We start from the raw sequence: 11,197 nt of genomic DNA on the forward strand, positions 1-11,197 counted from the left end.
GACCGCAACCTGGTGTGCTCCTGCCCCCCGCCGCGTCAGGCGAACGCCTCCGGCGGGGGGCAGGAGCACACCAGGTTGCGGACGCCGTAGGCCTGGTCGATGCGGCGAACGGGCGGCCAGTACTTGTTGCGGACGAGCGACCGCTGCGGATACACCGCGGTCTCACGCGGATACGCGTGCGCCCACTCGTTCGCAACCGCCGCCTCCGCGGTGTGCGGGGCGTTCACGAGCGGGTTGTCGTCGGCGGGCCACTCCCCCGCCGCGACGGCGAAGGCCTCGTTCTTGATCGCGATCATGGCATCCACGAACCGGTCGAGCTCGGCGAGGTCCTCGCTCTCGGTCGGTTCGACCATGAGCGTTCCGGCGACCGGGAACGACATCGTCGGGGCATGGAAGCCGTAGTCGATCAGCCGCTTCGCGACGTCGTCGACCGTGACCCCGGTCTGCTCCTTGAGCGGACGGAGGTCGAGGATGCACTCGTGCGCGACCAGTCCGCCCTCGCCCGCGTACAGCACCGGGTAGTGCTCGCGCAGGCGCGCGGCGATGTAGTTGGCCGAGAGCACCGCGGCGGCGGTGGCCTGCCGCAGCCCCTCGGCGCCCATCATGCGCACGTACGCCCACGAGATCGGCAGGATGCCAGCGGAGCCGTGCGGGGCGGCCGACACCGGGCCGCCGTCGAACACACCACCGGCCTGATCGGCGCGCTGCGAGAACGGGTGCGACGGGAGGTAGGGCGCCAGGTGCGCCTTCGCGGCCACGGGCCCGACGCCGGGCCCTCCCCCGCCGTGCGGGATCGCGAATGTCTTGTGCAGGTTCAGGTGCGACACGTCACCGCCCAGGTCGCCGAACCGCGCGAACCCGAGCAGCGCGTTGAGGTTCGCGCCGTCGACGTACACCTGGCCGCCCGCGTCGTGGACGGCCTGCGTGATCTCGAGCACGTCGTGCTCGTACACCCCGTGCGTCGAGGGGTACGTGATCATCAGCGCCGACAGCTCGTCGGCGTGCTGCGCGATCTTGGCCCGCAGGTCGCCGAGGTCGACGTTGCCGGCCTCATCGCACGCGACCACCACGACCCGCATGCCCGCGAGGATCGCCGAAGCCGCATTCGTGCCGTGCGCCGACGACGGGATGAGGCACACGGTCCGTTGCGTGTCGCCGTTGGCGTGGTGGTACCCGCGGATCGCGAGCAGTCCCGCGAGCTCGCCCTGGGAGCCGGCGTTCGGCTGCAGCGAGACGGCGTCGTATCCGGTCACCTCGGCGAGCCAGCGCTCGAGCTGCTCGATCATCGCGAGGTAGCCGTGCACGTCGGCTTCGGGCGCGAACGGATGCACCCGCGAGAACTCCGGCCACGACACCGCGGCCATCTCGGTCGCCGCGTTGAGCTTCATCGTGCACGACCCGAGCGGGATCATCCCGCGGTCCAGGGCGTAGTCCCGGTCGGCGAGCGTCTTGAGGTAGCGCATCATCGCCGTCTCGCTGCGGTGCGCGTGGAAGACGGGGTGCGTGAGATACGCGTCGTCCCGGTGCAGGCGCTCCTCGACCCCGCGGAGCGCCTCGCCCTCGGGAAGCTCCCCGGTCGGCAGGCCGAAGGATGCCACGATCTCGGCGACGTCAGCATCCGTCGTCGTCTCGTCGACCGACACGCCTACCGTGGCGTCGTCGACCCACAGCAGCTGGTAGCCGCGCGCGCGGGCACGATCCACGACGTCCTGCGCCCGGCCGGGCACGTGCACCCGGACCGTGTCGAAGAACGCGTCCGCGGCCACGGTCAGGTCGAAGGAACGGAGAGCGGATGCCAGGGAGTCGGCGGTCCGCGCGACCCGCGTCGCGATCGCCCGCAGCCCGTCGGGCCCGTGGTACACGGCGTACATCGCCGCCATCACGGCCAGCAGCACTTGCGCGGTGCAGATGTTGGACGTGGCTTTCTCTCGGCGGATGTGCTGTTCGCGCGTCTGCAGCGACAGGCGGTAGGCGGGGTTGCCGACGGCATCCACGGACACCCCCACGAGCCGACCCGGGAGCTGGCGCTCGAGCCCGGCGCGCACTGCCATGTACCCGGCGTGCGGGCCGCCGAAGCCGAGCGGCACGCCGAAACGCTGCGTCGTGCCCACCGCCACGTCGGCGCCGAGCGAGCCCGGCGAGCGCAAGAGGGTCAGAGCCAGGAGGTCGGCGGCGGCCACGACGAGACCGCCGCGGGAGTGGACGGCCGAAGCGACGTCGGAGAAGTCCCAGATACGCCCCGTGGCGCCGGGGTACTGCACGAACGCCCCGAAGCACTCCGGCACCTCGCCGGTGAAGTCGGTCTCGTGCAGGCGGACGCCGACGGCCGCGGCCCGGTGGGCGAGCAGCGCCTTGGTCTGCGGGAGCGCATCGGCGTCGACGAGGAACACGTCGGTCTTCGCCTTCGATGCGCGCCGGGCCACGAGCATGCCCTCGACGACCGCGGTGGACTCGTCGAGCATCGACGCGTTGGCGGTGGCGAGGCCCGTCAGGTCGGTGACCATCGTCTGGAAGTTGATGAGCGCCTCGAGACGCCCCTGCGAGATCTCGGGCTGGTACGGCGTGTACGCGGTGTACCAGGAGGGGTTCTCGAGGACGTTCCGCTGGATCACCGACGGCGTGAAGGTGTCGTAGTAGCCGAGGCCGATCATCGGGCGGGCCGAGCGGTTGGCCGCGGCGAGCTCGCGCAGTTCGGCGAGCGCTTCGGCTTCGGTCGCCGCCGGGGGCAGCGCGCTCGTCTCGCGGGGGCGGACGTGGATGGATGCCGGGACGGCGGTCTCGACGAGCCGCTCGACGCTGTCGTACCCGACGACGTCGAGCATGCGGGCGCGGTCACCGGCACCGATGCCGATGTGGCGATCGGTGAAGGCGGCGGGCGTCGCGGCATCCGTCCGGGGCGCGGTGGTCAGACTCATGCGGTGAGGTCCTCGTACGCGGCGCGGTCGAGGAGGTCGCCGGGCAGGTCGCCGTCGAGGCGGATCTTGACGAGCCAGCCCGCGCCGAACGGGTCGGCGTTCACGAGCGAGGGGTCGTCGACGACGGCGTCGTTGATCTCGACGACGGTGCCGCTCAGCGGCGCGTAGAGCTCGCCGACCGACTTGGTCGATTCGATCTCGCCGCACACGTCGCCGGCGGCGACGGTGGACTCGGTCGCGGGGAGGTCGACGAAGACGACGTCTCCGAGCTTCTCGGCGGCGAAGTCGGTGATGCCGACCGTGGCGAGGTCGCCGTCGAGGGCGATCCACTCGTGCTCGGAGGTGTAGCGGAGAGCGGTCAGGTCGGTCATGCGTTCCTCCGGTAGAAGGGAAGGGCGGTGACGGTCGCGGGGATGCGGGTCCCGCGCACGTCGATGGTCAAAGGGGTGCCGGGTTCGGCCGCGGTCGGCGAGACGTACGCCATGGCCACGGGGTGGCCCAGGGTGGGGCTGAGGGCGCCGCTGGTGATCTCGCCGACGACCTCGTCGTGGCGGAGCACGGCGTAGCCTGCCCGGCCGGCGCGCTTGCCGTCCGAGACCAGACCGACGAGGACGGGGGCGTCCGCGGGGCGCGATGCCAGGGCGTCCTTGCCGACGAAGACGTCTTTGTCGGTCGCGACGACGCGGCCGAGTCCGGCCTGCGCGGGCGCGATCTCGCGAGTCAACTCGTGTCCGTAGAGCGGCATCCCGGCTTCGAGGCGCAGGGTGTCGCGGGCCGCGAGGCCGCACGGGACGAGACCGTGCGGGGCGCCGGCCGCGAGCAGGGCGTCCCACAGGTCCCCGGCGCGTTCGACGGGAACGAGCAGTTCGTAGCCGTCCTCCCCGGTGTAGCCGGTGCGCGCGATGAACAGCGAATCCCCGTCGAAGGTGCCCTCGGTGAAGGCGTAGTAGCCGAGTTCCTCGAGCGGCGTGCCGAGGATCTCGACGGCGCCGACGGACTCGAGGATGCCGCGGGCTCGCGGCCCCTGGAGGGCGACGAGGGCGACGGAGTCGGTGACGTCGCACACGGTCGGCGCCTCTCCGGCATCCGCCGGCCAGCTCTCGCGGACACGGGCGAACGCAACGGCCACGGCTTCGCGGTTGCCCGCGTTCGCCACGACCAGGTAGTGCTGCTCGCCCGTGCGGTAGACGATGACATCGTCGACGATGCCGCCGTCGTCGGCGAGCACGAGCGAGTACTTGGCCTTGCCCGTGCGCATCGCCGACACGCGGCCGGCGAGGACGACGTCCAGCAGATCGGTGGCGCGTCCGTCGTGCACCCAGAACTCGGCCATGTGCGAGATGTCGAAGAGGCCGGCGGCCTCACGGACAGCGCGATGCTCGGCCAGGTCGGAGGAGTAGCGCACGGGCATGTTCCATCCGCCGAAGTCGGTAAACGAGGCGCCGAGGGCCTCGTGCCGATCGTGGAGCGGCGATGAGCGCGGTGGAGCGGGGGTGTCGGTCATGAGTTCTGCCGTTCGCGATGACGGTCAGACGCCGGTCGGCGCCTGAGAACTCCCCCTCTGTCATGGACCTGAGAGTTTCGCCCGGGCGGCATGCGCGCGCGGGCTTTCACCGTCGGTGGACCCGCCGGATGTGCCCGGGTCTCTTTCCAGAGTGGCCCGATCGACGCGGTACGCGTACCTGAGAGATTGGCGGGGAGGCTTGCTCCTTCGGTGCCCGGCTGCGTTCGCCGGAGCTCTCCCGCATCGATCATGGGGCCGGTGTGGACTTGTGGCCGCCAGTGTATCCGAGGCGGCGACGCACAGCCATCCGCCGGGTGGGGACCGATCGGCCCGATCGCCCGCGCGGTCAGCGCGTCGTGCAGCTCCCCGATCCCACCGGCGCCGACAGCGACCCCAGCTGCGCGAGGACGGGGTCGAGCTCGGTGGGGGTCATGGCGTACCCGACGTCGTCGTCGGTCTCGGATCGCGCGAACACCACGCCGGCCACTTCTCCCGCGGGGGTCAGGAGCGGTCCGCCGGAGTTGCCCGGCCGCACCGTCGCGCCCAGCGCGTAGATCTCGCGCGGCGCGGACTGGTCACCGTAGATGTCGGGCACCGGGACCGTCCCGGTGGACAGCACCTGCGCGCCGCCCGAGGTGAACGGACCGCCGTAGGGGTAGCCCTGCACGACGGCGGCCGAGCCCACGGCGAGCGCCGACGAGACCGGCAGGCTGGCGGCATCCAGTCCGTCGACCGCGATGACGGCGAGATCGTCGACCGGGTCGAAATAGACCACGCGGCCCTCTTTGGCCTCTCGACCCGGGAGTTCGACCAGCGGCGCATCGACGCCCGCGACGACGTGCGCGTTGGTGACGACGCGGTCGTCGGCGACGACGAACCCGGACCCGCTCGCGGTGATGCCGCACGCGTAGGCCGTGCCGCTGATGCGGGCGACGGACTGCGCGGCACGGGTGAGTGCGGGGTCGTCGAGCGCGATCGCGGGGGCGCTGGGGACCGGGCCGATCTGGATCAGCTGTCCCAGTCGCGGGATGCCGTCGGCGAAGACGGTTCCGCGGAGTTCGCCCAGCGCGGCGCGCACGGGGTCGGGCGTGAGCCGGTCGATCGTTCGGACGACCGTCGAGGATGCCAGGGCGGTCGAGACGATCGGCACGCCGGCCGTGGTCAGGGTGCCGGCGAAGAACGACAGGGCGAGGGCGGCGGCGGCGAGGTTCACGAGCCCGCCGCGGATGCGCTCGGGCACCCGGAGTTTGATGCGGTCGGCTCCTCGACGGAGCGCATTGCCGACGGCGGTTCCGAGGGCCGCGCCGAGCATCAGCAGCAGCACTCCGGCGGCGACGATCGCGGCGCCGCGCCACATCGGGTCGGCGACCCATTGCCCCACGAGCGGGATGAGCCAGAACGCGGCGACACCGCCCAGCGCGAGGCCGGCGAAGAAGCCTATCGTGGCGAGGAATCCGCGGGCGATGCCCACGATGAGCGCGAGTGCGAGAAGCACGATCAGCACGATGTCGACGAGCGGCATCCCTACCTCCAGGGTCGTCCGAAAAGCGTACGCGGCGCCGCTGGGAGACTCCCGTTTTGCCCTTCGGGTCACGGTGACACTAAGATCGTCGCGGAGATATGGTCACAATGACACGAACCCGGCAGCCCGAACCCCGCGACAGCGACGTCCGCGTCGCGGTCTCGACCGTGATCTTCAGCGTGCGGCGCGACGCGCACGACGAACCCGTCCTCTCCCTCCCCCTCGTGCGGCGGACGCGTGATCCCTTCGACGGTCGGTGGGCGCTCCCCGGCGGCTGGCTCGACCCGGCCGAGGGCCTGGATGCCGCTGCCTCGCGCACCCTCGAAGAGACCACGGGTCTCACCCCCAGCTACCTCGAGCAGCTGTATGCCTTCGGGGCGGTCGACCGCTCCCCCACGCGAGTGGTGTCGATCGTCTACTGGGCACTCCTGCGATCCGACGAGGTCGACGCCCAGGTCGCCGCGCATGCGCGCGAGGGCGACGCGCCCGAGAACGTCGAGTGGTTCGACGCGACGAACCTCCCCGCGCTGGCCTTCGACCACAACGACATCGTCGAGTACACGCTCTGGCGCCTGCGCAACAAGGTCGGCTACAGCCGCATCGCGCACGGTCTGCTGCCCGACGAATTCACTCTGGCCGACCTGCGCGAGGTCACCGAGACGATCATCGGCCGCCGGCTCGACCCCGCGAACTTCCGACGCCAGATCGACACGTCCGACACCGTCATCCCGACCGAGCGCTTCCGCACCGGAAGCCACCGCCCCGCCCGCCTGTACCGCTACAACCGTGACGTGGAGCTGGCCGACCGCGGCCCGCTCACGTCCCGTCACTGATCGGACCGCCCATGAACACGACACCCCTCACCCTGCAGCCCCGCGCCGACATCGATCCCTCGGTCGACCACGTCATCCAGGCGATCGTCTCGGGTGCGACGACCGACGCGACGTGCACGACCGACCTCGCCGTCGGCCCGTGGGACTTCGACACGCGTCCGGGCTACGGACCGGGATCGTCGATGGGCGACGTCATCCCCACCGGCGCTCCCCGCCAGGGCGAGCTGCCGCGTGAGTACCGCGAGGCCTCCGACGACGAGCTCGACGCGCGCGTCCGCGCGGCCAAGGCGACCCTCGGCGACCGCGTCGTCGTGCTGGGGCACTTCTATCAGCGCGAAGAAGTCGTGCGGCACGCGGACTACGTGGGCGACTCGTTCCAGCTCGCCAACGCCGCGAAGGCCCACCCCGAGGCCGAGGCGATCGTCTTCTGCGGTGTCCACTTCATGGCCGAGACCGCCGACCTGCTCTCGCAGCCCGACCAGGCCGTGATCCTCCCGAACCTGGCCGCGGGATGCTCGATGGCTGACATGGCCGACATCGACCAGGTCGAGGAGTGCTGGGAGCAGCTCGCCGACGTCTTCGGCGACCTCGACACCCCGGATGCCGAGGGCCTCGTGCCGGTGATCCCGGTGACGTACATGAACTCCTCGGCCGCGATCAAGGGCTTCGTCGGACGGCACGGCGGGATCGTCTGCACCTCGTCCAACGCTCGGACGGTGCTGGAGTGGGCCTTCGCCCGCGGGCGCCGCGTGCTGTTCTTCCCCGACCAGCACCTCGGACGCAACACCGCCAAGGCGATGGGCGTGCCGCTGGAGCAGATGCCGATGTGGAACCCCCGCAAAGCGCTCGGCGGCTCCGATGCCGCGACGCTCGAGGACAGCCGCGTCATCCTGTGGCACGGCTTCTGCTCGGTGCACCGCCGGTTCACCGTCGAGCAGATCGAGAAGGCCCGGGCCGAGCACCCCGGCGTGCGTGTGATCGTGCACCCCGAGTGCCCGATGGACGTCGTGGATGCCGCCGACGAGGCCGGGTCCACCGACATCATCCGCACGGCGATCGCCGCCGCGACCGAGCCGACGACGTTCGCGATCGGCACCGAGATCAACCTGGTCCAGCGCCTGGCCGCCCAGTACCCGCAGCACGAGATCTTCTGCCTCGACCCGGTGGTGTGCCCGTGCTCGACGATGTACCGCATCCACCCGGGCTACCTCGCGTGGGTGCTGGAATCCCTCGTCGCCGGCGAGGTCGTCAATCGCATCACGGTCCCCGCCGACGTCGCCGATCCGGCGACCGTGGCGCTCGAGCGCATGTTGGCCGCGAAGCCGAACGGCGCCGTGAAATGACCCACGTCATCGTCGTCGGCAGCGGCATCGCGGGGCTCACCGCCGCCCTGCACGCCGCCGAACGCGGATGCCGGGTCACCGTCGTGACCAAGGGCGCCCTCGCCGACACCAACACCCGCTGGGCGCAGGGCGGGATCGCCGCCGTCACCGGCGCGGACGACTCGCTCGCCTCGCACGCCGCCGACACGATCACCGCGGGCGCGGGCCTGGGCGACCGTGACGCCGTGCAGACGCTCGTCGCGGAAGGACCCACCCGCATCGCCGAACTGGTCCGCCGGGGCGTCGCCTTCGACCGCGGAGCCGACGGCGACTTCGCCCGGGGCCTCGAAGCGGCGCACGCGCGTCCGCGCGTGCTGCACGCCGGCGGAGATGCCACGGGGGCGGCGATCCAGTCGGCCCTGGGGGCGGCCGCGCGCGCGGGGACCCTCGACGTGCGCGAGCACACCGTCCTGCGCGATCTCGTCGTCGAGGACGGCCGAGTCGTCGGCATCGACGTCGAGTCGGGCGGCGTGCGCCGACGCCTCCGCGCGGACGCCGTCATCCTGGCCACCGGGGGTGCGGGACAGCTCTACGCCCACACGACCAATCCGGCCTCCGCCACCGGCGACGGGATCGCTGCGGCCCTGCGCGCCGGCGCCGCCGTGGCGGATCTCGAATTCGTGCAGTTCCACCCCACCGCGCTCGCCGTGGGCGAGGCGTTCCTGGTCTCCGAGGCGGTGCGCGGGGACGGTGCCGTGCTGGTCGACGACGCGGGGCGCCGGTTCGCCTTCGACGCGCACCCCGACGGCGAACTGGCTCCGCGAGACGTCGTGGCCCGCGCCAATGCTCGCGCGATGGCGGCCCAGGGCGGCCGCCCCGTCCGGCTGGACGCGACCGGCCTCGGCGCCGCGCGCCTGGCTCAACGCTTCCCCACGATCGACGCCGCCGTACGGGCGCGGGGGCTGGACTGGTCGCGTGAGCCGATCCCCGTCACCCCCGCCGCGCACTACTTCATGGGAGGTGTCGTGACCGACCTCGACGGGCGGACCACGATGCCCGGTCTCTACGCCGTGGGCGAGACCGCGCGCACCGGCGTGCACGGCGCGAACCGGCTGGCATCCAACTCCCTCCTCGAGGGCGCCGTGTTCGGTGCCCGCGCGGGAGAAGCCGCCGCGTCGGACACCGCGTGGCCGAACGTCGACGCCCCCGCTCCCGTTCCGCTCGCCGCCGTCGCCCCGGCGGCGGACGCACCACCGTTCTCGCGCCCGGCACTGCAGCAGCTCATGTGGGACGACGCCGGACTCGTCCGCGACGACGCCGGTCTGCGCCGGGCCGCCGGCATCCTGGCCGCATGGAGCGCCGACACGCGCCCCCGCGACGCCGAGGACGACGCCCTGCTCCTGCTGGCGCGGCACGTCGTGGCGGCCGCGCTCGCGCGCACCGTATCGGTCGGAGCGCACTTCCGCTCGGACGAGGCCTCCTCGTCGCCCACCGCCGTATCCGTCCCCGCCACCCAGGAGGCCCTCGCATGCTGACCCGCGCCGCGATCGACCGCGTCGTCACCGCCGCCCTCGAAGAGGACGCCCCGTGGGGGGACCTCACGAGCGAGACCCTCATCCCGGCCGGCGCGACGGCCCGCGCCGAGCTCATGGCCCGAGAGATCGGCGTGTTCAGCGGGAGTGACGTGTTCCGGGCCGCCTTCACGCTGACCGACCCCACCATCGGGGTCGAGGTGCGCGTCGCCGACGGCGCGGAGTTCGTCCCGGGCGAAGTCCTCGCCGTGGTGTCCGGGCCCGCGCGCGGCGTGCTCACCGCCGAGCGCATCGGCTTGAACTTCGTGCAGCGCATGTCGGGGATCGCCACCCTGACGAGCCGCTACGTCGCCGCGGTGGCCCACACCGGCGCCCGCATTGTCGACACCCGCAAGACGACTCCCGGGCTGCGTGCGATCGAGCGCCAGGCCGTCCGCGACGGCGGAGGGCACAACCACCGCTTCTCGCTCTCGGACGCGGTGATGGCCAAGGACAACCACCTCGCCGTCCTCGCGGCGAGCGGGATGCCGCTGACGCAAGCCCTCGAGAGCGCGATCGCGCGGCTGCCGCACACCACCCACGTCGAGGTCGAGGTCGACCGTCTCGACCAGATCGACGCGGTGCTCGCGGCGGGCGTCGACACGATCATGCTCGACAACTTCTCGCTCGACGACCTGCGCGCCGGGGTCGAGAAGATCGCCGGAAGCGCCGTGGTCGAGGCCTCGGGAGGAGTGACGCTCGACACCGTGCGCGCGATCGCCGAGACCGGCGTCGACGTCATCTCCGTCGGCGCGCTCACCCACTCCGCGCCGGCACTCGACCTCGGTCTCGACATCCGCATCCGCACGACGTGAGCCTGTACCTCGACAACGCCGCGACGACCCCGGTCCGCCCCGAGGTCGTCGACGCGATGGCGCCGTACCTCACCCGCTGGTTCGGCAACCCGTCGAGCCACCACGAGGTCGGCGAGGCCGCGGCATCCGCTCTCGACGACGCCCGCGCGCGCGTCGCGGGCGTCCTCGGGATGCGACCCGGCGACATCGTGTTCACTTCGGGAGGCACCGAGTCGAACAACACCGCGATCAAGGGGCTCGTGCTCGGCGCCCTCCCCCGCGGCAAACGGCACCTGGTGACGACGGCGATCGAGCACGAGTCGGTGCTCGCCTCGGCCGACTACCTCGCGCGACTCCACGGCGTCGACGTGACCCACGCCCCCGTCGACGGCACGGGACTCCTCGACCCCGACGACCTCGCCGCGCTGCTCCGCGACGACACGGCCCTCGTCAGCATCGGATACGCCAACAACGAAGTCGGCACGGTACAGGATGCCGCGACCCTCGCCGCGGTCGCACGGGAGCGGGGCGTCCCCCTGCACCTCGACGCCGTCCAGGCCGCGGGGTGGCTGCCGCTGTCCGGGCTCGGCGCGGACGCCCTCACGATCGCGGGGCACAAGAGCGGCGCCCCGAAGGGCACCGGAATCCTCGCCGTCCGTGGACGCCTGCCGCTCGAACCGCTGCTGCACGGCGGCGGACAGGAACGCGGACGCCGCTCCGGAACGCCCGACGTGGC

9 protein-coding genes and 1 riboswitch are annotated in these 11,197 nt (G+C 72.2%); of the genes, 5 read left to right on the forward strand and 4 right to left on the reverse strand.

All coding sequences use genetic code 11. The features are described 5' to 3' along the window. Nucleotides 1–35 precede the first annotated feature (35 nt). From gcvP to LQV45_RS10285, 4 genes are all read right to left on the reverse strand, one after another. Nucleotides 36–2,915: an aminomethyl-transferring glycine dehydrogenase gene (gene gcvP, locus LQV45_RS10270; RefSeq protein ID WP_230006923.1), complete on the reverse strand. Its 2,880-nt coding sequence runs from the start codon at nucleotides 2,913–2,915 to the stop codon at nucleotides 36–38. Next, a complete protein-coding gene (gene gcvH / locus LQV45_RS10275; protein WP_230006924.1) occupies nucleotides 2,912–3,286 on the reverse strand; it encodes a glycine cleavage system protein GcvH in 375 nt (124 codons plus the stop codon). The genes gcvP and gcvH overlap by 4 nt, the downstream gene beginning before the upstream one ends. After that, a complete protein-coding gene (gene gcvT, locus LQV45_RS10280; RefSeq protein WP_230006925.1) occupies nucleotides 3,283–4,419 on the reverse strand; it encodes a glycine cleavage system aminomethyltransferase GcvT in 1,137 nt (378 codons plus the stop codon). The genes gcvH and gcvT overlap by 4 nt, the downstream gene beginning before the upstream one ends. 156 nt (nucleotides 4,420–4,575) lie before the next feature. After that, nucleotides 4,576–4,670: riboswitch (glycine riboswitch) on the reverse strand. Between the two features lie 95 nt (nucleotides 4,671–4,765). Next, on the reverse strand, nucleotides 4,766–5,941 hold the full coding sequence (locus LQV45_RS10285) for a MarP family serine protease (protein WP_230006926.1): 1,176 nt from the start codon (nucleotides 5,939–5,941) through the stop codon (nucleotides 4,766–4,768). 107 nt (nucleotides 5,942–6,048) lie between these two features. Between LQV45_RS10285 and LQV45_RS10290 the strand changes: the two genes are divergently transcribed. The 5 genes from LQV45_RS10290 to LQV45_RS10310 form a co-directional block, all read left to right on the forward strand. Next, the gene (locus tag LQV45_RS10290; protein ID WP_374208179.1) at nucleotides 6,049–6,774 is read left to right on the forward strand and encodes an NUDIX domain-containing protein; all 726 of its coding nucleotides are present in this window, start codon (nucleotides 6,049–6,051) and stop codon (nucleotides 6,772–6,774) included. 11 nt (nucleotides 6,775–6,785) lie between these two features. Next, nucleotides 6,786–8,117, forward strand: coding sequence for a quinolinate synthase NadA (gene nadA, locus LQV45_RS10295; protein ID WP_230006927.1), 1,332 nt, complete (start codon nucleotides 6,786–6,788; stop codon nucleotides 8,115–8,117). Then, nucleotides 8,114–9,631, forward strand: a complete 1,518-nt coding sequence (gene nadB / locus LQV45_RS10300; RefSeq protein ID WP_230006928.1) for an L-aspartate oxidase — start codon at nucleotides 8,114–8,116, stop codon at nucleotides 9,629–9,631. Before nadA ends, nadB begins: the two co-directional genes overlap by 4 nt. Next, nucleotides 9,625–10,482 carry a carboxylating nicotinate-nucleotide diphosphorylase gene (gene nadC / locus LQV45_RS10305; protein ID WP_230006929.1) on the forward strand — a complete coding sequence of 286 codons (858 nt, stop codon included), beginning with the start codon at nucleotides 9,625–9,627 and terminating at the stop codon, nucleotides 10,480–10,482. Before nadB ends, nadC begins: the two co-directional genes overlap by 7 nt. 56 nt (nucleotides 10,483–10,538) lie before the next feature. Continuing rightward, nucleotides 10,539–11,197: cysteine desulfurase family protein (locus tag LQV45_RS10310; protein WP_230006930.1), on the forward strand; the 659-nt coding region annotated here is incomplete at its 3' end.

The sequence above is a fragment of the Microbacterium sp. Bi128 genome, from assembly GCF_918698205.1.